At 67.8% G+C, this 21,875-nt stretch carries 19 protein-coding genes; 12 read left to right on the forward strand and 7 right to left on the reverse strand.

The genetic code is table 11. The annotated features are described in order from the left end of the window. Positions 1-254 precede the first annotated feature (254 nt). Positions 255-650, reverse strand: a complete 396-nt coding sequence (locus AC1DCJ_RS15685; protein ID WP_128096965.1) for a DUF2628 domain-containing protein — start codon at positions 648-650, stop codon at positions 255-257. Between the two features lie 184 nt (positions 651-834). On the opposite strand from AC1DCJ_RS15685, the gene AC1DCJ_RS15690 reads away from it, so the two are divergent. After that, positions 835-1,020 carry a hypothetical protein gene (locus AC1DCJ_RS15690; protein WP_137190453.1) on the forward strand — a complete coding sequence of 62 codons (186 nt, stop codon included), beginning with the start codon at positions 835-837 and terminating at the stop codon, positions 1,018-1,020. A 43-nt stretch (positions 1,021-1,063) separates the two neighbouring features. Here AC1DCJ_RS15690 and AC1DCJ_RS15695 read toward each other — a convergent pair whose 3' ends face one another. Then, on the reverse strand, positions 1,064-3,115 hold the full coding sequence (locus tag AC1DCJ_RS15695; RefSeq protein ID WP_428711643.1) for a TonB-dependent receptor domain-containing protein: 2,052 nt from the start codon (positions 3,113-3,115) through the stop codon (positions 1,064-1,066). 506 nt (positions 3,116-3,621) lie between these two features. Here AC1DCJ_RS15695 and mdoH point away from each other — a divergent pair. From mdoH to hemC, 5 genes are all read left to right on the forward strand, one after another. Continuing rightward, positions 3,622-5,529 carry a glucans biosynthesis glucosyltransferase MdoH gene (mdoH, locus tag AC1DCJ_RS15700; protein WP_137190451.1) on the forward strand — a complete coding sequence of 636 codons (1,908 nt, stop codon included), beginning with the start codon at positions 3,622-3,624 and terminating at the stop codon, positions 5,527-5,529. Positions 5,530-5,571: 42 nt separating this feature from the next. Continuing rightward, the gene (locus tag AC1DCJ_RS15705) at positions 5,572-6,237 is read left to right on the forward strand and encodes an alpha/beta hydrolase (RefSeq protein ID WP_141059469.1); all 666 of its coding nucleotides are present in this window, start codon (positions 5,572-5,574) and stop codon (positions 6,235-6,237) included. 3 nt (positions 6,238-6,240) lie between these two features. Beyond that, positions 6,241-7,287, forward strand: a complete 1,047-nt coding sequence (locus AC1DCJ_RS15710; RefSeq protein ID WP_137190449.1) for a sensor histidine kinase — start codon at positions 6,241-6,243, stop codon at positions 7,285-7,287. Then, positions 7,256-8,020, forward strand: a complete 765-nt coding sequence (locus AC1DCJ_RS15715; protein ID WP_181406281.1) for a LytR/AlgR family response regulator transcription factor — start codon at positions 7,256-7,258, stop codon at positions 8,018-8,020. The genes AC1DCJ_RS15710 and AC1DCJ_RS15715 overlap by 32 nt, the downstream gene beginning before the upstream one ends. Before the next feature lie 133 nt (positions 8,021-8,153). Beyond that, a complete protein-coding gene (hemC, locus tag AC1DCJ_RS15720; protein WP_137190447.1) occupies positions 8,154-9,065 on the forward strand; it encodes a hydroxymethylbilane synthase in 912 nt (303 codons plus the stop codon). A gap of 99 nt (positions 9,066-9,164) precedes the next feature. Here hemC and AC1DCJ_RS15725 read toward each other — a convergent pair whose 3' ends face one another. After that, the gene (locus AC1DCJ_RS15725) at positions 9,165-9,941 is read right to left on the reverse strand and encodes a DUF481 domain-containing protein (protein WP_038686071.1); all 777 of its coding nucleotides are present in this window, start codon (positions 9,939-9,941) and stop codon (positions 9,165-9,167) included. 119 nt (positions 9,942-10,060) lie between these two features. Then, entirely contained in the window at positions 10,061-10,678 is a 618-nt protein-coding gene (locus AC1DCJ_RS15730; protein WP_313246318.1) for a hypothetical protein, read from the reverse strand. Between the two features lie 92 nt (positions 10,679-10,770). Between AC1DCJ_RS15730 and AC1DCJ_RS15735 the strand changes: the two genes are divergently transcribed. Further along, positions 10,771-11,736 (forward strand): helix-turn-helix transcriptional regulator, encoded by a 966-nt coding sequence (locus AC1DCJ_RS15735; protein ID WP_038686074.1) that lies wholly within the window; start codon positions 10,771-10,773, stop codon positions 11,734-11,736. A gap of 96 nt (positions 11,737-11,832) precedes the next feature. Next, on the forward strand, positions 11,833-12,627 hold the full coding sequence (locus AC1DCJ_RS15740) for a MetQ/NlpA family ABC transporter substrate-binding protein (RefSeq protein WP_314404523.1): 795 nt from the start codon (positions 11,833-11,835) through the stop codon (positions 12,625-12,627). Between the two features lie 360 nt (positions 12,628-12,987). Here AC1DCJ_RS15740 and glpK read toward each other — a convergent pair whose 3' ends face one another. The 3 genes from glpK to AC1DCJ_RS15755 form a co-directional block, all read right to left on the reverse strand. After that, complete coding sequence (gene glpK / locus AC1DCJ_RS15745) at positions 12,988-14,487, reverse strand: glycerol kinase GlpK (RefSeq protein ID WP_428711640.1); 1,500 nt, start codon at positions 14,485-14,487, stop codon at positions 12,988-12,990. A gap of 65 nt (positions 14,488-14,552) precedes the next feature. Beyond that, positions 14,553-16,067, reverse strand: coding sequence for a glycerol-3-phosphate dehydrogenase (gene glpD, locus AC1DCJ_RS15750; protein WP_478071361.1), 1,515 nt, complete (start codon positions 16,065-16,067; stop codon positions 14,553-14,555). A gap of 130 nt (positions 16,068-16,197) precedes the next feature. Continuing rightward, a complete protein-coding gene (locus tag AC1DCJ_RS15755; RefSeq protein ID WP_478071362.1) occupies positions 16,198-16,836 on the reverse strand; it encodes an OmpW/AlkL family protein in 639 nt (212 codons plus the stop codon). 191 nt (positions 16,837-17,027) lie between these two features. Here AC1DCJ_RS15755 and AC1DCJ_RS15760 point away from each other — a divergent pair, with 191 nt between their 5' ends. The 4 genes from AC1DCJ_RS15760 (at position 17,028) to lpdA (ending at position 21,680) form a co-directional block, all read left to right on the forward strand. Beyond that, positions 17,028-17,552, forward strand: a complete 525-nt coding sequence (locus AC1DCJ_RS15760) for a DNA-deoxyinosine glycosylase (protein ID WP_478071363.1) — start codon at positions 17,028-17,030, stop codon at positions 17,550-17,552. Positions 17,553-17,752: 200 nt separating this feature from the next. Next, entirely contained in the window at positions 17,753-19,156 is a 1,404-nt protein-coding gene (gene aceF, locus AC1DCJ_RS15765; RefSeq protein ID WP_137190439.1) for a dihydrolipoyllysine-residue acetyltransferase, read from the forward strand. A 35-nt stretch (positions 19,157-19,191) separates the two neighbouring features. Continuing rightward, complete coding sequence (locus tag AC1DCJ_RS15770) at positions 19,192-19,848, forward strand: hypothetical protein (protein WP_181406280.1); 657 nt, start codon at positions 19,192-19,194, stop codon at positions 19,846-19,848. Between the two features lie 17 nt (positions 19,849-19,865). Continuing rightward, positions 19,866-21,680 carry a dihydrolipoyl dehydrogenase gene (gene lpdA, locus AC1DCJ_RS15775; RefSeq protein ID WP_478071364.1) on the forward strand — a complete coding sequence of 605 codons (1,815 nt, stop codon included), beginning with the start codon at positions 19,866-19,868 and terminating at the stop codon, positions 21,678-21,680. Positions 21,681-21,875 lie beyond the last annotated feature (195 nt).

The following is a 21,875-nucleotide window of genomic DNA, read 5'->3' on the forward strand; positions in this document are numbered from 1 at the left end:
CTGGGGCCCCATGCCCTTGGAGGCGAAATAAAGGAGGAGGTGGCGGCCGCAGGCCGACGCCGGGGGACATTCGCCGGAAAGGGCATGGGGCCCCAGCGCCCGACCCGCCGACGGCTGCGCCTGGAAAGCGTCAAAGCACGTTTCTTCACCTGGAAAGCGTCAAGCACGTTTCTTCTTGCCCCGCTTATGGGCGAAGAACCAAAAAAAAGCCCGGTCATGCGACCGGGCTTTGATTCAACGCGTCAGGGCAGTGCTTACCAGCGCATGCCCGCGAAGGGGTTCCAGCTGGTGTCGCCCTTCACCTTCTCCAGGTAATAGGAGTAGTTGGCGGTCAGGGCGATCAGCAGCGACCACGCAATGGCGATGCCGTTGCCGACAGCCTTCGGCATGAAGGCGGCCACCACCATCACCACGATCGACAGGCCCAGGATGGTCAGGGCCTTGCGCCACATGCCCAGGATCAGGAAGTAGATCCAGCTGAAGAACAGCGCGAAGAAGTTGAAGTTGACCTTGATCTTCTCGCCGAACGGCAACTGCTTGTACGCGGCCTTGAAGGCCGGCGAACTCGGGGCGCCATGCTGGTTGAAGAAGTTGAAGCGGAACTGCCACTTCGGGCTGAGCGGTGCAGAAGAAGAGGTATTGGAATCCATGTCCGTAGTATTTGTGTAAACGCTTACATGATAGCTGTGGTGTTCGGCCCGGCGCCAGTATTTTGGCGCGTCTGCGGGGGAGTGCAGGCGCCGTCACACATTCGAAATCGATTTGATATAGGGTGCGCATTCCGCGCGGCGGGGAGCCGTGGGGCGTATTGGAATGCATCGAGAAAACCAGACCATGTCGAGTGTTGTCACCCTGCCCGAACGCGCTGAAGCGGGTCCGTGCATCGCGCCTTGCCCCATCGCCACCCAGGCCCAGCACCAGCTGGCGCAGCTGCAGTTCTCGCAGTCCGCGTCGCGTGCGTTGGCGCGCCCGCCGGTAGTGGCCGACATCGCGGCGGCCAGCACCAGCCTGACCGCCTGATCGGCGCGCGCGCGGGGACCCCCCGCGCGCTGCCACGCACGCCTCAGAAGCGCGCGGTCATGCCCAGGAAGTAGCTGCGGCCGGCCACGAAGTAGTCGGTGGCGCCTTCGGCGTACAGCTTCTTGTCGGCCAGGTTGCTCACCCCGCCGCGCACGGTCAGCGTGCTGTTGACGTGCCACGCCGCGGTCAGGTCATACAGCGTGTAGGCCTTGATGAAGGTGCTGGCGATGCCGGCCTGCTTGCCGGTGTACTGCGCCGACACCGTGGCCGAGAACGCATCCACCGGGGTCCAGTCCACCGAGGAATAGCCGGAGAACTCCGGCGTATCGATCAGGTTCTCGCCGGTGGTGAGGTTCTTGGCTTCCTTCATCCAGGTGGCCGCGGTGCGCCAGCGCCAGTGGTCGCCCATGTTGAGGTTGAAGTTGCCTTCCATGCCGCTGGTGCGGGCGCGCTCGACGTTGTCCATGCGCGTCCACCAGTACCCGTTGAAGAAGCCGAGGGGTTCGTACTCGATCTTGTTCTTGAAGTCGGTATGGAAGTAGGTGAGCCCGGTGTCCACGGTGCCGTTGTCGAAGTTGAAGCCGATCTCGCGGTTGGTGCTGGTTTCCGGATCCAGGTTCGGGTTGCCGGCCATGTAGCAGCCGCCGGTGACATAGCCCAGCGGGCGCAGCGAACCGCAGCCGCGGCCGCCGGACTGGGTGGCGGCCGACGCCGCGTTCTCGGTCAGGCTGGGCGCACGGAAGCCCTTGGAGATGCCGCCGCGCAGCGTCCAGCTTTCGGCCGGGTGGTAGACCAGGTACGCACGCGGGCTGACGTGGCTGCCGAACTGTTCGTGGTGATCCAGGCGTGCGCCCAGGGTCAGGGCCAGCGTTTCATGCAGCTTCAGTTCGTCCTCGACGAACACCGCCCAGGTATCCACTTCCAGCGATGCGCCATTCACCGGGTTGCCGGCGTAGTCCACCGGGGCCTGGCCGATGGTGTCGGTGTTGGTCAGCTCCTGGCGCTTCCACTGCCCGCCCACGCTCAGCTGGTGGTCCACCCACAGGGTGAACGGCGTGCTCAGGCTGCCTTCCAGGATCATGTCCTTGGCTTCGGAGCGGCCGGTCGGGCCGATGTCGTTCTTGAACTCGGTCCAGTAGCCGGTGACCTTGGAGGTACCGAAGGACCAGTTGCCGGTGTGGCTCAACGACAGGCTGGTGCGCTTGAGCTCGCTGGCGCCCCAGGCGCCGTCGCCCTCATCCTCCAGCGAGGTGCTGGCAAAGGCCTGCTGCACGCCATAGCCCGCTTCGAACTGCAGGCTCTGGGCGTCGCTCAGTTTCCAGTCCAGCAGGGCATCGAAGTTGCGGTCCTTCTCGCCGCCATAGGCATTGCCGTACACGCCGCCATTGCTGCGGTCCGAGTCGCGGTTGGTGTAGCTGGCGCCCACGCGCATGCCGATGTTCTCGGTGAGCGGGCCGGAGAAGTTGGTGCCGATCTGCTGGGTGTCCCCGCGCTTGCCGTCCTGCGGCGAGGTGTAGCTGTGGGTGGCGCTGCCGCCCCAGGTGTCGCCGATGCGGCGGGTGATGATGTTGATCACCCCGCCCATCGCATCCGAACCGTACAGCGAGGACATCGGGCCACGCACCACTTCGATGCGTTCGATCTGGTCCGGCGAGATCCAGTTGAGGTCCTGGCGGCCCAGGTCCGGGCGGTAGTTGGTGGAGGCCGAGCTGCCCACGCGCTTGCCGTCCACCAGGATCAGCGTGTAGTTGGACGGCATGCCGCGCAGCTTGATCTTGGACTGCTCACCGGCGGCGCTGAGCCCGCCGGTGACACCGGGAATGCGGCTGAGCAGGGTGCCCAGGTCATGCACGGGCTGGCGCTCGATATCCTCGCGCGAGATCACGCTGATGCTGGCCGGGGCATCCTTGATCCATTGCTGGTTGCCCGAGGCGGTGACCACCACGGTGTCCAGGTTCTTGGCGGCGGGCTCGCCGGCGGCGTCGGCCAGCGCAACGGCAGGGGTGGCCAGCAGCAGGCACACGGCCATCGCCAATGGTGCGCGGACCAGGCGCGCGGGACGACCGTGCAGGGGGGAGGGGCGGGGAGCAGACATGAGGGTCTTCCATGGAGGGGTAAGAGGTACCCGACCGGGAAGCGACTCGCGAAGACAGCACGACGAAGCAGGCAACCCGACCGGAGGGACTGCGCACGGCGGGGGTGCCGGCGCGTCTGGGTGGGTAGTGCGGTAACGCATGCCTGCCTGGTTAACGTAATGATAACCGTTTACAAAATGAATGGGGAGAGGCCCGTGCCACAAGGCCTGCGGCGTTCTGTCGCAGCGGGCGTGCCGATCGCACGGCCCGATCTGCCTGAATGGGGAGAAATCACGAAAGGAACTTTCGCGCCCGGCTTACATTTGCCCCCCTATGCTGAGCCGCATTTTTCGTCTCGGTACGGTGGAGAGTTCGTGGGTTCCGGTAGTGACAGACAACAGCTGCGTGCCGGCCATGGCCCCGCGCAGGCAGGACGCAAGCACGCCGCTGGGCGTGTCGGGATCTGGATGACCCTCACCGCACCGGGCACGCCCGGCCTGTCATCACCCACGCAGGGGCGCCACCGATGAGTGTGCAAGCCGTCATGCACGTGGCCGATGCCGGGCAGGCGATCCTGCCGGCCGAAGCGCCGATGTCGATGCCCGAGCAGTCCTTCAAGGACGGGCGGCTGCAGGTGCCACGGCAACGCACTGCGCCCCGGATGATGGCGCTGCGGCGCTTCTACATCCTGGGCGGCACGGCAGCGATGACCATCGCCGCGACCGTGATGATGTGGAAGGTGCTGGCCATGAACGGCATCAGCGTGCTCGAAGCGTGCCTGCTGGTGCTGTTCGTGGCCCTGTTCGCGTGGATCGCGCTGTCGTTCTCCGGCGCGGTGGCCGGCTTCCTCACTGCGGTGTTCGACCGGGGCTACAAGCTCGGCATCGACCCCGACCAGCCGTTGCCGGTGGTCCACACCCGCACCGCGCTGCTGATGCCCACCTACAACGAAGACCCGCGCCGGCTGCTGGCCGGGCTGCAGGCCATCTACGAATCGGTGGCCGACACCGGGCAGCTGGCGCAGTTCGATTTCTTCGTGCTCAGCGACACCCGCCGCGAGGACATCGGCCTGGCCGAAGAGCAGGCCTTCGCCGCGCTGTGCGATGCGGTGGGCGGACACGAGCGCCTGTTCTACCGGCGTCGCGGCGACAACAGCGGCCGCAAGGCCGGCAACATCGCCGACTGGGTGCGCCGCTTCGGCGGTGGCTACCCGCAGATGCTGATCCTGGACGCCGACAGCCTGATGACCGGCGACACCATCGTGCGCCTGGTGGCGGGCATGGAACACAACCCCGACGTCGGCCTGATCCAGACCCTGCCGGCGGTGATCGGCGGGCGCACGCTGTTTGCGCGCATGCAGCAATTCGGCGGCCGCGTGTACGGGCCGGTGATCGGCCGTGGCGTGGCCTGGTGGCACGGCGCGGAAAGCAACTACTGGGGCCACAACGCCATCATCCGTACCCAGGCCTTCGCCGAGAACGCCGGCCTGCCCGCGTTGCCGGGCCGCGAGCCGTTCGGCGGCCACGTGCTCAGCCATGACTTCGTCGAAGCGGCCTTGATGCGCCGCGGCGGCTGGGCCACGCATATGGTGCCCTACCTCAAGGGCAGCTACGAAGAAGGCCCGCCCACCCTCACCGACATGCTGGTCCGTGACCGGCGCTGGTGCCAGGGCAACCTGCAGCACGCCAAAGTGGTCGGCTCCAAGGGCCTGCACTGGGTGAGCCGCATGCACATGATGATCGGCATCGGTCACTACTTCACCGCGCCGATGTGGGGCATGTTGATGCTGGTCGGTATTGCCATCCCGCTGTTCCAGGGCGGCATCGATTTCAATGAAATGCTGCACCTGTCGCCGGGCGTGTACTGGCGCCACCAGGACGAAGAGAAAGTGATCCGCATGTTCGCCATCACCATGGTGGTGCTGCTCACCCCCAAGGTGCTGGGCTACATCGCCATGCTGCTGGACCGGGTGGATCGCCGTGGCTGTGGCGGCGGCATCCGCGCGCTGTTGTCGATGCTGCTGGAAACCGTGCTGGCCGCGCTGATGGCACCGGTGGTGATGTACGTGCAGTCGCGCGGCGTGGCCGAGGTGCTGGCCGGCAAGGATTCGGGCTGGGATGCGCAGCAGCGCGACGACGGGGGCATCTCCTGGCCGGCGCTCATCCGCGGCTATGGCGGGTTGAGCGTGTTCGGGCTGTTCATGGGCACCCTGGCCTATGCCGTGTCGCCGTCGCTGGCGGCGTGGATGGCCCCGGTGGTGGTGGGCATGGTGCTGGCCATTCCGGTGGTGGCGCTGACCTCCTCGCGCAGTGCCGGCACGGTGATGCATCGGTTGCGGCTGATGGAGATTCCCGAGGAAACCGCACCGCCCAAGGTGCTGGTGCGCGCCGCCGAACTGCGCAAGGCCGCCGCGGAGCACCCCACGCTGGGCTGAGCGGCGCGGCATAATGCGGTTCGAACGTATTGGAGCCGCACCATGCTGGACAGCGTCATCAACGAAACCGGCACCGACCCGCAATGGGCGGTGCTGTGGCTGCACGGCCTGGGCGCCGACGGCAATGACTTCGCCCCGATCGTGCCCGAGCTGCTGCGCCCGCATTGGCCGGCGATCCGCTTCGTGTTTCCGCATGCGCCGGTGCAGCCGATCACGATCAACAACGGCGTGCCGATGCGCGCCTGGTACGACATCGTCAGCATGGACTTCCGCTCGCGTGCCGACGCGGCCGGCGTGGCGGCCTCGGTGCAGGCGCTGGACACCCTGATCGACCAGCAGGTGGCGGCCGGCATTCCGGCCGAACGCATCCTGCTGGCCGGGTTCTCGCAGGGTGGGGCGGTGATCCTGAGCGCGGTACTGCGCCGCAGCCGCCCGATCGGTGGCCTGATCGCGCTGTCCACCTACCTACCCGACCCGGAAACAGCCGCCGCCCAGCGTGACCCCGACGGTATCCGGCCGCCGGTGTTCATGGCCCACGGCGTGCAGGACCCGGTGATTCCGCAGGCGATTGCCGCGCACACCGCGCAGACCTTGAAGGACCTCGGCTTCCCGCTGGAGTGGCATTCCTACCCGATGGCCCACCAGGTCTGCGCCGAGGAACTGGAGGCGCTGGGCGACTGGCTGGACGCACGGTTCCGGGCCGCCTGAGCCATGAACGACCCCCGCCAGCAGCCGTGGTTGCCCGAGCTGTGCCGGTTGCCGCGGCTGGCGGCGATGCTGGGCCTGGCCGAGCTGGTGGTGGTGGTGGTGGCATTGGCGCCGGATGGCAGCCGCCATTGGAGCCTCTCTGATTTCCTGTCGGCCAGCGGCTTTGCGCTGTGGCTGTCGCTGGCGGTGACGGTGTGCCTGTGCGCGGCGCGCACCGCGTTGTCGCGGTTGCCCGAAGCGGCCGGCACGGCGCTGGCGGTGGCCATGACCGGGCTCATCGCCGCCGCCTGCGCCGGCATCGTGCACGGCCTGTATGGCGTGCTCGATGCACAGAGCTTCGCCCGGCACATCGGGTTCTGGCGCTTCACCCTGGGCAGCGCCACCATGACCGCCCTGATCGTGGCGCTGGCGCTGCGCTACTTCTATGTGAGTGATCGCTGGGCCGCGCAGGTGGTGGCCAACGCGCGTGCCCAGGCCGACGCGCTGCAGGCGCGGATCCGCCCGCATTTCCTGTTCAACAGCATGAACCTGATCGCCAGCCTGGTGCGCCGCGACCCGGTGGTGGCCGAGCGCGCGGTGCTGGACCTGTCCGACCTGTTCCGCGCGGCGCTGGGCGCGGGCGAGGGCGACTCCACCCTGCAGGCCGAGTGCGAACTGGCCGAGCGCTACCTGTCGATCGAATCGTTGCGCCTGGGCGAACGCCTGCAGGTGCAGTGGCAGCGCGACGAGCCGTTGCCGTGGTCGTTGCCGATGCCGCCGCTGGTGCTGCAGCCGCTGGTGGAAAACGCCGTGCTGCACGGCATCTCGCGGTTGCCCGGCGGCGGCACCATCGTCATCGCGTTGTCGTGCGTGAATGGCCAGCTGCATATCCGCGTGCACAACCCCGCGCCGGACCCGCAGGCCCGCGCGCTGCCGCTGACCCAGGGCGCCGGCCACGCCCAGCGCAGCATCGCCCACCGGCTGGCGTGGCGCTTCGGCCCGGCCGCGCGGATGACGGGAGCATGGAGCGACGGCTACTATGCGTGCGACATCACCGTCCCGGTGCCGTGAGGAAACAGCCTTGAAGGTGGTCATTGCCGACGATGAGCCGCTGGCCCGCGAGCGCCTGCGCAGCCTGCTGGCCGAACAGGCCGGGGTAGAGGTGGTGGCCGAGGCCGAGAACGGGGAGCAGGCGCTGCATGCCTGCGCCGCGCTGCAGCCGGACCTGGTGCTGCTGGACATCGCCATGCCTGGGCTGGACGGCCTGGAAGCGGCCCGTCACCTGGCTACCTTCGACCCGCGCCCGGCGGTGGTGTTCTGCACCGCCTACGACGCCCACGCGCTGTCGGCCTTCGAGGCCGCCGCGATCGACTACCTGATGAAACCGGTGCGCCCCGAACGGCTGGCTGCCGCGCTGGAGCGCGCGCGCACCTTCCTGGCCGGGCGCAGCGGGCATCCCGGTACGCCCAACCAGCAGGCGCGCACCGTGTTGTGCGCGCGCCTGCGCGGCAGCCTGCGGTTGATCCCGATCGAGGACATCCACTACCTGCAGGCCGAGGAAAAGTACGTGGTGGTGCACCACGCGCGTGGCGAAGACCTCCTCGAGGAATCGCTGAAATCGCTGGAAGAAGAATTCGCCGGCCGCTTTGTCCGCATCCATCGCAACTGCCTGGTGGCCCGCCACGAGCTGCTCGAGCTGCGACGAAATGGCGCAGGCCAGGTCCAGGCCGTGCTGCGCCATGGCAACGCCCCGCTGGAAGTGAGCCGGCGCTGCGTGGCCAGCATCAAGCAGGATCTCCTGTAGGTATCGACCGTTGGTCGATACGCCGCTTGCCGGCGCAGCGAAGCGCGCCGGCGCTGGTCGATACGTCGCTTGTCCGCGCAGCGAGGCATGCCGGCGTTGGCCGATACGCGCTGCTGCGCGGATAATGGGCGGCATGACAACCCTGCGCATCGCCACCCGAAAGAGCCCGCTTGCCCTGTGGCAGAGCGAACACGTTGCCGACCGCCTGCGCGAGGTACACCCCGGGCTGGACGTGGTGCTGGTGCCGATGAGCACCCGTGGCGATGAAGTACTGGACCGTTCGCTGGCCGCGATTGGCGGCAAGGGCCTGTTCCTGAAGGAACTGGAGCTGGCGATGCTGCGCGGCGACGCCGATTGCGCGGTGCACTCGCTCAAGGACGTGCCGATGGAGCTGGACGCACCGTTCGCGCTGCCGGCCATGCTGACCCGCCACGATCCGGCCGACGGCTTCATCTCCAACCTGTATGCCTCGGTGGACGCGCTGCCGATCGGCGCGCGCGTGGGCACCTCGTCGCTGCGCCGCCAGGCCCAGTTGCGCGCACTGCGCCCGGACCTGGAACTGCTGGACCTGCGGGGCAACGTCAACACGCGCCTGGCCAAGCTGGACAACGGCGGCTACGACGCGATCGTGCTGGCGGTGGCCGGGCTGGAGCGGCTGGGCCTCGGTGGGCGCATCGTGGCCCGGTTGAACGCACCGGCGTGGTTGCCGGCCCCGGCGCAGGGCGCGGTGACGGTGGAATGCAACGGCGACGACGCACGGGTGATGGCGTTGTTTGCCGCACTCGACGATGCGCGCACCCGCGCCTGTGTGGAAGCCGAGCGCGCCATGAACCGTGCGCTGCATGGCAGCTGCCACGTGCCGGTGGCCGGGTTCGCGCAGTGGGAAGGCGAGGATCTGTTCCTGCAGGGCCTGGTGGGCGGCGTGGCCGATGGCCGCCTGGTACGTGCCGAGGCGCGGGGCCCGGGCCGTGACCCGGATGCGCTGGGCAGGCAGGTGGCAGCGGGGTTGCTGGCCGGTGGGGCGGGGGAGTTGTTGGGGGTGTAGCTGGGGTGTCGGGCTGCCGCCCGCCGGGTTTAGGGCAGCCGGGTTGAGGGCAGCCGACCAACGGTCGGCTCTACCCGGGGGTAGAGCCGATCGGGGACATCATTTGAATTTGTAGACCACGTTCATGGTGGTCAGCGTGTCGGTCTTGCGCTTGTCCTCGGCCACGTCGCTGTTGTAACGCGCCTGCCAGCCGGCCTTCAGTGCCAGGTGTTCGTTCATGCTCACCGACACGCCGAAATCGTTCTGGCCGAAGGTGTTGTACGAGCCCGATTCCACCAGCAGCGTGTTGACCAGGTCGGTGTTGGGGGTCAGCGAGTACTTCACGTCGAACAGGCCACGGCCGATCAGGCCGGTGCGGGTTTCGTCGTCTTCGGTGTTGTGCGTGCGGCGCACACCGGGGCCGATCTGCGCGTCCATGTAGAAGCGGTCGCCTTCCACCAGCCGGGTGCCGTAACCCAGACCGAACGAGCTCTGGCGGTCGTAGGTGGCGAAGTCGTCGCGTTCGTAACGCACCGTGGCCGTCAGCTGGCGGTGCTCGCCCAGCTGCAACGCGCTGCCGGCGCTGCCGGTGTAACGGTTGGCGGTGGTGTTGCGGCGCTTGGTGACCGTGCCGTCATCGGCGGTCTCGACATATTCCGAGCGCGAACGCAGCCCGAACAGGTCCATGCTGTGCACCCAGTCGTCGTCGGTATAACGCAGGCGCAGGCGGCCGTTGGCACTTTCGGTGTTGCTGTTGCCGCGGGCCGAGGCGAAGCCCAGCTCACCGCCGCTGCCGCTCCATGGCGAGGTCATCGCAGCCAGATCGGTGGTGTCCTGGGCAAACGCCGCCGGGGCGCACAACAGCAGGGGAACAAGCAACGAGACGCGCAGGGACATCAACGGTTCTCCGGATCAACCAGTGGGGGACGGGCAACGGGGGATGATACTTGATGCATCCAGCGTGCAATTCCCGCCATCTACCGCCGCTTTAGGCGGGGTTCGGTCGAATGCCCTGTTCAGGGAAGGTCGATGCGCAGCGCCGGGTCGTCGAAACGCGAGAAGCGCAGCGTGATCCGGAACGTCTCGCCCTTGGTCTGGCCCTGGCGCTCGATCTGCACCGGCAGGCCCTGTGCGTTGATCCAATACAGCATGCCGTCCGGCGCGGCGCTGGCATGGCGCACCCGGTATTTGTGGGCCGGTTGCCCGCCGATGGCATCACTGCCCAGGTCTTCCACCTGCAGCTGGGCCGGGGCCAGGTCCGGCGGCAACGGGTTGCGCCACTGCGCCAGCAGGCCCGGCGGCACCGGCACCTGGCGGACCTCGCCGGCGCGCTGCAGGAAGAAGGTGTCGCCGATGATCAGCTGCGGGCCGTCATCGGTGACCAGCCGGTAGCGGTCCGGGGCAACGAAGTCCATCGTCGCCTCGACCGTGCGCGGCCCCTGCATGCGCAGGCTGGCGTGGAAGCTGCGCAGCTGGCCGAAGCGCTGGCTGGCGCCCAGCACCGCCTGCACCGGATCCACCGCGGCCGGCACGCTGCCCTGCGCCGGGGTCGGCGCGGTGGCGGCCGGATCGGGCGCACGCGCGCAACCGGACAGCAGCAGGGACAGCACGGCAAGGGCAGGTAACAGTCGCATGACAGGCGGCAACGGGGTTTTCGGGGGCTCCACGATAGCCGAAGATGATGCCGAAGCCGCCACAACGACGGCGACTCGGACATAATCGGGTCATGGACCGATACGAACGCATCAACGCCCTGCATCGCCTGCTCAAGTCCGCCCGTTACCCGGTGACGGTGGCCACCCTGCAGGAAAAACTGGAGTGTTCCCGCGCCACCGTCTACCGCGACCTGGCCTTCCTGCGCGATGCGCTGATGGCACCGGTGGAGGGTGACGGCGAGGCCGGCTTCCGCTACCAGGACGACGAAAGCGACCGCTTCGAGCTGCCCGGCCTGTGGCTCAGTTCCGAAGAACTGCACGCGCTGCTGGCCTCCCAGCACCTGCTGGCGCGTACCGGTGGCGGCGTGCTGTCCTCGGTGCTGGCACCGCTGCAGCAGCGCATCGAAGGGCTGTTGGCCGCCCAGGCCGGCGTGTCCACCTGGCCGGTGGACCGGGTCCGGGTCATTCCGCACCGCGGCCGCAAATTCGACGAGGCCAGCTTCCGCGCCGTGGCCTCGGCCGTGCTGGAGCGCAAGCAGCTGGCGTTCGAATACCGCGCCCGTTCCACCGACGAGGCCACCAAGCGCACCGTGTCGCCGCAGCGCATGACCCACTACCGCGACAACTGGTACCTGGATGCCTGGGACCACGGCCGCGAGGGCCTGCGCAGTTTCGCGGTGGACCGCATCTACAAGGCCCGGGTGGTCGACACCGTGGCCCGCGACGTGGATGACACCGAGCTGGACGAACAGCTGGGCGCCAGCTACGGCATCTTCTCCGGGCCGCCCAAGGGCTGGGCCACCATCGTTTTCAGTGCCAAGGCCGCGCGCTGGGTGGCCGACGAACATTGGCATTCCAAGCAGCAGGGGCGCTTCCTGGCCGACGGCCGCTACGAGTTGAAGGTGCCCTACAGCGTGTCGCGCGAACTGCTGATGGACGTGCTGCACTACGGCTCGGACGCGGAGATCATCGAACCGGTGATGCTGCGCGAACAGGCCAAGGCACTGCTGGCGCTGGCGCTCAGCAATTACGAGTGACCGCCGGGCTCATGCCCGCCGGTCATATGCCACCGATACCGCACGGCCGGGGTGTGCGGTAAGGTTGGGCGCTATCGCTGCCCCCGGATACCCCCCATGAAGAAGTACCTGCTGCTCCCGCTGCTCGCCGCCTCCTTGGCCCTGGCCGCCTGCGGTAAATCCAACCCTGATTCGAAGAAGCTGGTGGTGGCCGCCACCGCCGTGCCGCATGCCGAGATCCTGGCGGTGGTCAAGCCGATCCTGCAGAAGGAAGGCCTGGAGCTGGACGTGCGCGTGTTCAACGACTACGTGCAGCCCAACGACCAGCTGGTGCAGAAGCAGGTGGACGTCAATTACTTCCAGACCGAGCCCTACCTGGACGCCTACAACCGCGACCGCAAGACCGACCTGGTCAAGGTCATCGGCGTGCACATCGAACCGTTCGGTGCCTACTCGCGCCGGTTCAAGTCGCTGGACGAGGTGCCGGTCGGCGCCGACGTGGTGATCCCCAACGACCCCAGCAACAACAGCCGCGCGCTGATCCTGCTGCACAAGGCCGGGCTGATCACGCTGAAGGACCCGACCAACGCGCTGGCCACCCAGCGCGATATCATCGCCAACCCGAAGCAGCTGAAGTTCCGCGAGCTGGACTCGGCCATGCTGCCGCGCGTGCTCGACCAGGTCGACCTGGCCCTGATCAACACCAACTACGCCCTGGATGCCGGGCTAAACCCGACCCAGGACGCGCTGGCGATCGAAAGCAAGGACTCGCCGTACGTGAACTTCCTGGTAGCCCGCCCGGACAACAAGGACGACGCCCGCGTGCAGCAGCTGGCCAAGGCGTTGACCAGCCCGGAAGTGAAAGCCTTCATCGCCGAGAAGTACAAGGGCGCGGTGTTGCCGGCGTTTTGACTGAGGTGGGTCCGACCCAGGGTCGGACACCCCGCCAAAAAAAGGTTCTTCCGGGTCTGTCGCGAGCGTGTGGGCCCCGTCGCGGCCGGTAGGCCCCTGGTGCAAATGTCCCCCGGCCGCGACGGGGCTCGGCTTGCGGCATGGGCGGGAAGCCAAGGCTTTTTCCTGTAGTCGTTGGGTCGGGCGCTGGGCCCCCGTGCCCTTGGAGGCGAACTAAAGGGGGAGGGGGCGGCCGCAGGCCGACGCCGGAGGACATTCGCCGGAAAGGGCATGGGGGCCCAGCGCCCGACCCAACGACACCCGCGCCTGCAAAGGGCCCACGGTTCTGCTGGCCCCGCAGACGGGCGAAGACCCGAAAACTCACCCCACCCGGAACCCCATCGTGGCCTGTACCGCCTGCTGCCAGCCGGCGTACAGCGCCTCGCGCTGGTCCACTGCCATCTGCGGCATGAAGCGCCGGTCCACCGCCCACTGCGCGGCGATCTCGTCCCGGCTGCCCCAGAACCCCGTGGCGAGCCCGGCCAGGTAGGCCGCGCCCAAGGCAGTGGTTTCAGCTACCTGCGGGCGCACCACCGGCACGCCCAGGATGTCGCTCTGGAACTGCGCCATGAAGTCGTTGCCGATCGCACCGCCATCGGCGCGCAGCTCCTTCAGTTCGATTCCGGCATCGGCCTGCATCGCGGCCAGCACGTCGCGGGTCTGGTAGGCCATCGACTCCACGGCGGCGCGGATGAAGTGCTCCTTGCGCGTCCCGCGGGTGATGCCGAACATCGCCCCGCGCACGTCGCTGCGCCAGTACGGCGCGCCCAACCCCACAAAGGCCGGCACCAGGTACACCCCGCCGGTATCAGGCACGCGTTCGGCATAGGCCTGGCAGTCGCTGGACCTGCCGAACATGCGCAGCCCGTCGCGTAGCCACTGCACCACCGAACCGGCGACGAAGATCGAACCTTCCAGCGCGTACTCGACCTTGCCGTCGATGCCCCATGCCAGCGTGGTCAACAAGCCGTTGCGCGATACCACCGCCTTGTCGCCGGTGTTCATCAGCATGAAACAGCCGGTGCCGTAGGTGTTCTTGGCCATGCCGGGCTCGAAGCAGGCCTGCCCGAACAGTGCGGCCTGCTGGTCGCCGGCGATCCCGGCGATGGGAATGTGCTGGTCGAAGAAGAACTGCGCCTGGGTGGTGGCATACACCTCGCTGGAGCTGCGCACCGGCGGCAGCATCGCGCGCGGAATGTTGAACACCTGCAGCAGCTGGTCGTCCCAGGCCAGGGTATGGATGTTGAACAGCAGCGTGCGCGCGGCATTGCTGTAGTCGGTCACGTGCGTGGTGCCACCGCTCAGGTTCCACACCAGCCAGCTGTCGATGGTGCCGAACAGCAGCTCGCCACGCTCGGCGCGGGCCTGCGCGCCGTCCACATGGTCCAGGATCCAACGGATCTTGGTGGCCGAGAAATACGCATCGATCAGCAACCCGGTGCGCTCACGCACCAGCGGCTCATGGCCTTCGGCCTGGAGCCGCTCGCAGATCGCATGGCTCTGCCGCGATTGCCACACGATGGCGTTGTGGATCGGCTGGCCGGTGGCCTTGTCCCACACCACCGTGGTTTCGCGCTGGTTGGTGATGCCGATCGCGGCGATGCTGCGCGGGTCCACCTGCTCGCGGTTGAGCAGTTCGGTCAGCGTGGTGTAGACGCTGGTGAGGATCTCGCGTGGGTCGTGTTCCACCCAGCCGGGCTGGGGAAACAGCTGGGTGAATTCGCGCTGCGCACTGCCGACGCTGCGGCCGGCGCGGTCGAACAGGATCGCCCGCGAACTGGTGGTGCCCTGGTCGATCGCGAGCACGTACTGCTTGTCCATGCGTTGCTCCGTACAACGAATCAAGGGTGGCCCGGCCGGTGACATGCGACGGCCAGCGCCCCAGCCTACGCCATCGCCGCCACCCGCTGCGCGGCGTACTGGGCCAGTACGTCGCGTTGCGCCGCGTCCAGCCGCAGGCCCAGCTTGGTGCGGCGCCACAGCAGGTCATCGAGCGTGCGCACCCATTCGTGCGCGATCAGATAATCCACTTCGCGTGCGTACAGGTCCGCGCCGAAACCGGTGCCCAGCTGCACCGTGCTGGCCGCGTCGCCGAGCACGGCACTGGCGCGGCTGCCGTAGCGTCGAGCCAGCGTGGCCAGCAGCGACGGCGGCATAGCCGGGTACTGTTCCTGCAGGCGTGCCAGCACCACCGGCGCAGCACCGATGTCGCCGCCGGGCAGGGGCGCGCCGTCGGCGGTCCACGCCGGTTCGCCACGGCCCAGCGCCGCGCCGAGCTGGTCCACGGCCTCCTCGGCCAGGGTGCGGTAGGTGGTGAGCTTGCCGCCCAGCACGCTCAGCAGCGGGGCCTGGCTGGCATCCAGCTGCAGGCGGTAATCGCGGGTGACCTTGGCTGCGTCGTGGTGGTGGTCGGCCAGCAGCGGCCGCACCCCGCTGTACTGCCAGACCACGTCGGCCGGCTGCACCGGCGTGCGCAGCCAGCGGCTGGCCGCCGCGCACAGGTACGCCACCTCGCTGCCGGCGGCCTGCACCTCCGCCGGGTCGCCGTCGTAGTCCACGTCGGTGGTGCCGATCAGGGTGAAGTCCTGCTCGAACGGCACCACGAACACGATGCGCTGGTCCGGCTGCTGCAGCAGGTAGGCGCTGTCGTGGGCATACAGGCGGGGCACCACGATATGACTGCCTTGTACCAGTCGCAGTCCGATCGGTGCGTCCATGCCGGCGCGCTCCAGCAGATTGCCGGCCCAGGGCCCGGTGGCGTTGACCACGGCGCGGGTCCGCAGGCGCTGCACGCGGCCATCGGCGTGGCGCAGCACCGCCCACCAGTGGTCGCGGTGGCGGATGAGTTGTTCGCAGCGGGTGCGCACGTGGATCTGCGCGCCGCGTTCGTGTGCGTCCAGTGCGTTGAGCACAACCAGCCGCGCATCATCCACGCGCGCATCGGAATAGCTGAAGCCACTGCGGAAGCCCGGTTGCAGCGCCGCACCGCGCGGGTCGCTGCGCAGGTCCAGCCGCCGCGAGCGCGGGAACGCGCTGCCGGCGTGGCCCAGGTGGTCGTACAGCCACAGCCCGGCGTGCAGCATCCAGCCCGGCCGCAGGTGCGCGGCATGCGGCAGCACGAAGCGGGTAGGGACCACCAGGTGTGGGGCCAGGCGCTGCAGCACGCTGCGCTCGCGCAGCGCCTTGCGGACCAGCCCGAACTCGCCGTACTGCAGGTAGCGCAGGCCGCCGTGGATCAGCTTGGTACTGGCGCTGGAGGTGTGTGAGGCCAGGTCGTCCTGTTCGCACAGGCACACCGACCAGCCGCGCCCGGCTGCGTCGCGGGCGATGCCGGCACCGTTGATGCCGCCGCCCACCACCAGCACGTCGAGCGGGTCCTGTCCGGTTCCGGTATCGCCCATGCGCGCTCCCCGTTTCGCGTCAGGGCCAGTATTGCCGGGCGTGGGGAAAGGGGGAATGAAAGGTGTGGCTGAAAACAACAACGGGCCCGCGAGGGGCCCGTTGCGTTACTGCCTGTTGGCTGGCCGGTGCTTAGAAGCGGGCACCGATGCCGAAGCCGACGGTCCACGGATCCAGCTTGGCCTTGTCGCCGGTCTTGTCACCGTTGACGGTCAGTTCCGGGCGCGAATGCATGTAGCGGGCATCGGCGCGGGCGAACCAGGTGCTGTTGATGTTCATGTCCACGCCCACGGTGCCGATGGCGCCCTTGGCGGTTTCCAGCCCGATGTGACCTACGTCGCTGGCCAGGTCTTCATTGCTGAAGTTCGACTCGTAGTAACCGACGCCCACGAACGGACGGAACACATTGTCGGCCTGGCCGAAGTGGTACTGGCCGCTCAGCGCGATTGGCTGCTGCTCAACCGTGCCCAGGCGCGCACTGTCGGTGCCGCGCACGCGGTGGTCGAACTTGTCGGCTGCGCCCCACAGTTCCACGGCCCAGTTGTCGTTGATGTAGTAGCTGAAGCTGACCGTCGGCGCCGGGCCACCGTCCACCTTGCGCACGCCGTCGATGGGATCGTTCTTGGGCTGCAGCAGCGACACGCCGCCGACCACGGCAAAATGCTTGCCCGAGGCGGTGTCGTCAGTGGTGGTGGTGTCCTGCGCGAAAGCGGCCGGTGCAAAGGCCAGTGCGGTCAGGGTTGCCAGGGTCAGGGTACGGATGGAGCGCATGGGGGAATCTCCTCAGGTATTTTTTTGTTCTGGGCCCCGTTGCTTCCGGGGCGAGGCAAACGTAGTCCCCGCAACATGAATCGAATCCGACGCGCGTTAAATTTTAGTTTGTTCCGTTCAGCGAACAGCGGAAAATCCCTGCAATCGCGGGCAATTCGGCCGGCGAAGATGTTCATGCACCTGTTGGAGATGTGATGGAAGCAACCACGTGCATCGGCTTGCCCGCGCAGGTATCGCCGCAGTGCCGCGTGCTGGTGCTGGGCTCCATGCCCGGCGTGGCGTCGCTGCAGGCCGCGCAGTACTACGCACATCCGCGCAATCGGTTCTGGCCGCTGATGCAGTTGTTGTGCGGCGTGGAGGCAACGCTTGCCTACCCCGCGCGCATCGCCGCACTCAACGCGGCCGGCGTGGGCCTGTGGGATGTCATCGGGCGCTGCGAGCGACGTGGCAGCCTGGATGCGTCGATCGTGCGCGGCAGTGAAGTTCCCAATGCGCTGCCTGCACTGATGGCCGGGTTGCCCCGGCTGCAGGCCATCGCCTGCAACGGTGGTACTGCCCACCAGCTGTTCATGGCGCGCATCGCACCGGCGCTGCCAGCCGCCGATGGGGCGCCGGCGGTCTGGGCGCTGCCGTCCACCAGCCCGGCCAATGCGGCTTGGCCGCTGCCCCGGCTGCAGGCGGCATGGCAGCCGCTGGCCGACGCGTTGCAGGGCTGAGGGCCTGGCCCGGGCCGGACAATACGGTACCGACTGGAAAATACTGCTTCGTGCTGTACCAAGCACAAGCCCGCCAAGGCAGGCCACTGCAACAGCTTGTCCCGGGACAGGGGCAGCAAAAAATCGCCCAGCCGGTTGGCGCTGCCGCCTCCTGCCCTACAATAGGCGATTCCCTACACCAGATTGCCGGAGTTATCCCCATGGCCGAAATCAAGGAAGCACTTGTCCCCGATATCGGTGACTACAGCGATATCCCGGTAATCGAGGTGCTGGTCGCCGTTGGTGACACCGTCAAGAAGGACCAGGGCCTGGTCACGCTGGAATCGGACAAGGCCACGATGGAAGTGCCGTCCTCGGTGGCGGGCGTGGTCAAAGAGATCAAGGTCAAGATCGGCGACAACCTGTCCGAGGGCAAGGTCGTGGCGCTGATCGAAGTGGCCGAAGGCGAGGCCAAGCCGGCCGCCGCCGCTGCCCCGGCTGCCGCCGCCAAGACCGAAGCTGCCGAAACCGCGACCAAGGTCGAGCCAGTTGCCGCCCCGGCGCAGCCGGACAAGCTGGCCGCCCGCGAGATCGAGCAGGCCGCCGCCAAGCCGACCCAGCCGGCCCCGGCCGCTGCGGCCCCGTCGGCCGGCGCGCCGACCAGCCCGCCGGTGCAGTTCAACGCCGACAGCGTGCTGCCGCAGAAGGTGCCCTATGCCTCCCCGGCGGTGCGCGTGTTCGCCCGCGAACTGGGCGTGGACCTGAACCAGCTGAGCGGCACCGAGAAGGGTGGCCGCATCACCAAGGGCGACGTGCAGAAGTTCGTCAAGTCCGCGCTGACCGGCGGCGTCGCTGCCAGCGGCGGCACCGTGGCCGCCGGTGGTGGCCTGAACCTGCTGCCGTGGCCGAAGGTGGACTTCAGCAAGTTCGGTGAGGTCGAGGTCCAGCCGCTGTCGCGGATCAAGAAGATCTCCGGCGCCAACCTGGCCCGCAACTGGGCCATGATCCCGCACGTCACCCAGTTCGAGCAGGCCGACATCACCGAGCTGGAGGCCCTGCGCGTGGCCCTGAACAAGGAAAACGAGAAGGCCGGCATCAAGCTGACCATGCTCGCCTTCCTGGTCAAGGCCAGCGCCGCCGCGCTGAAGAAGTTCCCCGAGTTCAACGCTTCGCTGGATGCCAGCGGCGAGAACCTGACCCTGAAGAAGTACTTCAACATCGGCTTCGCCGCCGATACGCCGAGCGGCCTGGTCGTGCCGGTGATCCGCGATGTCGACAAGAAGGGCGTGGTGCAGATCGCGCAGGAATCGGGCGAACTGGCCAAGAAGGCGCGCGACGGCAAACTGGGCCCGGCCGACATGAGCGGTGGCTGCTTCTCGATCAGCTCGCTGGGCGGGATCGGTGGCACCGCGTTCACCCCCATCGTGAATGCACCGGAAGTGGCCATCCTGGGCGTGTCCAAGTCGTCGATCCAGCCGGTCTGGAACGGCAAGGAATTCGCGCCGAAGCTGATGCTGCCGCTGTCGCTGAGCTACGACCACCGCGTCATCGACGGTGCGCTGGCCGCCCGCTTCACCACCTACCTGTCGCAGGTGCTGGCCGACATGCGGCGCGTGCTGCTGTGAGGCAAGGCCTGGCGTTGCAGCCGGGCAGGGCCGCCATGAAGCCGGGCAGAGCCCGGCTCTACGTGGCTTTGGTGCTGGGCATGGTGCCGGCGGCGCAGGCGCTCGCGGCGGACTGCAGCTCCGGCCTCGGCCGCGGCTGGCCGCCGGCGGTGGGCAACTACGGCCAGGCCGTGGAAACCCTGTTCGAAGGCAAGGCACAGCCGGCGCTGTCGCTGGTGACCCTGCCCAAGAGCGGGGTTGAAACCGGCGTGGCACTGCTGCCGGGCACCCAGGACCAGGAATGGACGCTGCGTTACAGCCGCGCCGACAAGCGGGTCTACAGCTGGAACAACAGCGCCCGCCAGGGCGGTCTTGAACTGCGCGTGGACCAGGAGCCGGACCAGTACCAGGTCAGCATCCCGGCCGCGCTGGCACAACGCCTGGTGCGCAGCTGGCAGGCCGCGCTGGACGCGGCGGTGCCGGCCGACCGCAAGGCACCGGTGCTGGAGGGCGAGGTGTTGTCCTTCCAGGTGGACGGCCAGCGCTTCAGCGGCCCGCGCCCGGAATGCGGTACCGGCAAGCTGATGATGAAACAGGTGGCGCTGCTGATCGAAGCCAGCGACACCAAGGAAAAGAAGCTCGACCGTCGCTGGAAAGATCTGGACGAGTCGCTCGACGAACTGCAGCAACTGCTCGCCGGCACCGCCGGCTGAGTACCAGGAGAACAACAATGGCCGCAATTGAAATCAAGGTTCCCGACATCGGCGATTACAGCGGTGTGCCGGTGATCGAACTGCTGGTTGCCGTGGGCGACACGGTGAAGAAGGACCAGGGTCTGGTCACGCTGGAGTCGGACAAGGCAACGCTGGAAGTGCCGTCGTCGGCCGCTGGCGTGGTCAAGGAAATCAAGGTCAAGCTCGGCGACAACCTGTCCGAGGGCGACGTGGTGCTGTTGCTTGAAGCCGAAGGCGAGGCCGCCGCACCGGCTGCGCCGGCCAAGGCCGACGCACCCAAGGCGGAGGCCGCACCGGCCAGCAAGCCGCCGGTGACCCCGTCGCACCGCGCCCCGGCCGAACCGGCTGCGCCGCAGCCGGCGCTGTCGTCGGGCAAGCCGGCCGACATCGAATGCAAGATGGTGGTGCTGGGCGCCGGCCCGGGCGGTTACACCGCCGCGTTCCGTTCGGCCGACCTGGGCGTGGACACGGTGTTGATCGAGCGGTACGCCAGCCTCGGCGGCGTCTGCCTCAACGTGGGCTGCATTCCGTCCAAGGCGCTGCTGCATGCTGCCGCGGTGATCGATGAAGTCGCCCATGCCGGTGATTTCGGCGTCGAGTTCGGCGCGCCCACGATCACCCTGGACAAGCTGCGCGGCTACAAGGAAAAGGTGGTCACCCAGCTGACCAAGGGCCTGGCCGGCATGGCCAAGCAGCGCAAGGTGCGCACGGTGCAGGGCCTGGCCACGTTCGTATCGGCCAACGAGCTGGAGATCGTCGGCGACGACGGCAAGACCCAGCTGCTGCGTTTCGAGCAGTGCATCATCGCCGCCGGTTCGCAGGCGGTGAAGCTGCCGAACTTCCCGTGGGACGACAAGCGCGTGATGGATTCCACCGATGCACTGGAGCTGRCCGAGGTGCCGGGTTCGTTGCTGGTGGTGGGCGGCGGCATCATCGGCCTGGAAATGGCGACGGTGTATGCGGCCCTGGGCAGCAAGGTGACGGTGGTGGAGTTCATGGACCAGCTGATGCCGGGCGCCGACAAGGACCTGGTGAAGCCGCTGGCCGACCGTCTGAAGAAGCAGGGCGTGGAGGTTCAACTGAAGACCAAGGCGTCGGGCGTGAGCGCCGATGCCAAGGGCATCACGGTGACCTTCGAGGCCGCCACCGAAGGCGAGACGCCCGCGCTGGCGCAGGGCACCTTCGACCGGGTGCTGGTGGCCGTGGGCCGCTCGCCGAACGGCAAGAAGATCGGGGCCGAGAAGGCGGGCGTGCAGGTCACCGAGCGTGGCTTCATTCCGGTGGACCGCCAGATGCGCACCAACGTGCCGCACATCTTCGCCATCGGCGACATCGTGGGTAACCCGATGCTGGCGCACAAGGCCACGCACGAGGGCAAGCTGGCCGCGGAAGTGGCCTCGGGCGAGAAGAAGGAGTGGGTGGCGCGGGTGATTCCGTCGGTGGCCTACACGAACCCGGAAATCGCCTGGGTGGGCGTGACCGAGACCGAGGCGAAGGCCAAGGGTCTGAAGGTGGGCGTGGCGAAGTTCCCGTGGGCGGCCAGTGGCCGTGCGATCGGTATCGGTCGTACCGAGGGCTTCACCAAGCTGATCTTCGATGAGGAGACGCACCGCATCATCGGTGGCGCGATCGTGGGCGTGCACGCCGGCGATCTGCTGGCCGAGATCGGGCTGGCGATCGAGATGGGCGCGGAGGCCGAGGACATCGGTCACACCATCCACGCGCACCCGACGCTGAGTGAATCGGTGGCGATGGCGGCGGAGATCTACGACGGCACCATCACCGATCTGTACATGCCCAAGAAGCGGTAAATCACGACCGTTGGTCGCGACACCGGTTCAACAAAGACCCCGGCAAACGCCGGGGTTTTTCGTTGCTACGTGGTGCGGGGCGGGGCTGTGTCTTTGCCTGCTTTGGTCGCGACCGGATGGGCCCCTTCGTGGCCGGCAGGTCTTTCTGCAAATGTCCCCCGGCGCCGGCCTACGGCCGTCACCTCCTCCTTTATT

The organism is Stenotrophomonas sp. 10N36 (assembly GCF_056395005.1).

What these genes read in the sequence shown, in the direction of transcription:
- AC1DCJ_RS15740 (WP_314404523.1), top strand. Translation starts at nt 11,833, where the DNA reads ATGAAGAAGTACCTGCTGCTCCCGCTGCTCGCCGCCTCCTTGGCCCTG.
- AC1DCJ_RS15770 (WP_181406280.1), top strand. Translation starts at nt 19,192, where the DNA reads ATGAAGCCGGGCAGAGCCCGGCTCTACGTGGCTTTGGTGCTGGGCATG.
- AC1DCJ_RS15690 (WP_137190453.1), top strand. Translation starts at nt 835, where the DNA reads ATGTCGAGTGTTGTCACCCTGCCCGAACGCGCTGAAGCGGGTCCGTGC.
- glpK (WP_428711640.1), bottom strand. Translation starts at nt 14,487, where the DNA reads ATGGACAAGCAGTACGTGCTCGCGATCGACCAGGGCACCACCAGTTCG.
- hemC (WP_137190447.1), top strand. Translation starts at nt 8,154, where the DNA reads ATGACAACCCTGCGCATCGCCACCCGAAAGAGCCCGCTTGCCCTGTGG.
- AC1DCJ_RS15755 (WP_478071362.1), bottom strand. Translation starts at nt 16,836, where the DNA reads ATGCGCTCCATCCGTACCCTGACCCTGGCAACCCTGACCGCACTGGCC.
- AC1DCJ_RS15705 (WP_141059469.1), top strand. Translation starts at nt 5,572, where the DNA reads ATGCTGGACAGCGTCATCAACGAAACCGGCACCGACCCGCAATGGGCG.
- glpD (WP_478071361.1), bottom strand. Translation starts at nt 16,067, where the DNA reads ATGGGCGATACCGGAACCGGACAGGACCCGCTCGACGTGCTGGTGGTG.
- AC1DCJ_RS15685 (WP_128096965.1), bottom strand. Translation starts at nt 650, where the DNA reads ATGGATTCCAATACCTCTTCTTCTGCACCGCTCAGCCCGAAGTGGCAG.
- AC1DCJ_RS15730 (WP_313246318.1), bottom strand. Translation starts at nt 10,678, where the DNA reads ATGCGACTGTTACCTGCCCTTGCCGTGCTGTCCCTGCTGCTGTCCGGT.
- AC1DCJ_RS15715 (WP_181406281.1), top strand. Translation starts at nt 7,256, where the DNA reads ATGCGTGCGACATCACCGTCCCGGTGCCGTGAGGAAACAGCCTTGAAG.
- AC1DCJ_RS15710 (WP_137190449.1), top strand. Translation starts at nt 6,241, where the DNA reads ATGAACGACCCCCGCCAGCAGCCGTGGTTGCCCGAGCTGTGCCGGTTG.
- aceF (WP_137190439.1), top strand. Translation starts at nt 17,753, where the DNA reads ATGGCCGAAATCAAGGAAGCACTTGTCCCCGATATCGGTGACTACAGC.
- AC1DCJ_RS15735 (WP_038686074.1), top strand. Translation starts at nt 10,771, where the DNA reads ATGGACCGATACGAACGCATCAACGCCCTGCATCGCCTGCTCAAGTCC.
- AC1DCJ_RS15695 (WP_428711643.1), bottom strand. Translation starts at nt 3,115, where the DNA reads ATGTCTGCTCCCCGCCCCTCCCCCCTGCACGGTCGTCCCGCGCGCCTG.
- AC1DCJ_RS15725 (WP_038686071.1), bottom strand. Translation starts at nt 9,941, where the DNA reads ATGTCCCTGCGCGTCTCGTTGCTTGTTCCCCTGCTGTTGTGCGCCCCG.
- mdoH (WP_137190451.1), top strand. Translation starts at nt 3,622, where the DNA reads ATGAGTGTGCAAGCCGTCATGCACGTGGCCGATGCCGGGCAGGCGATC.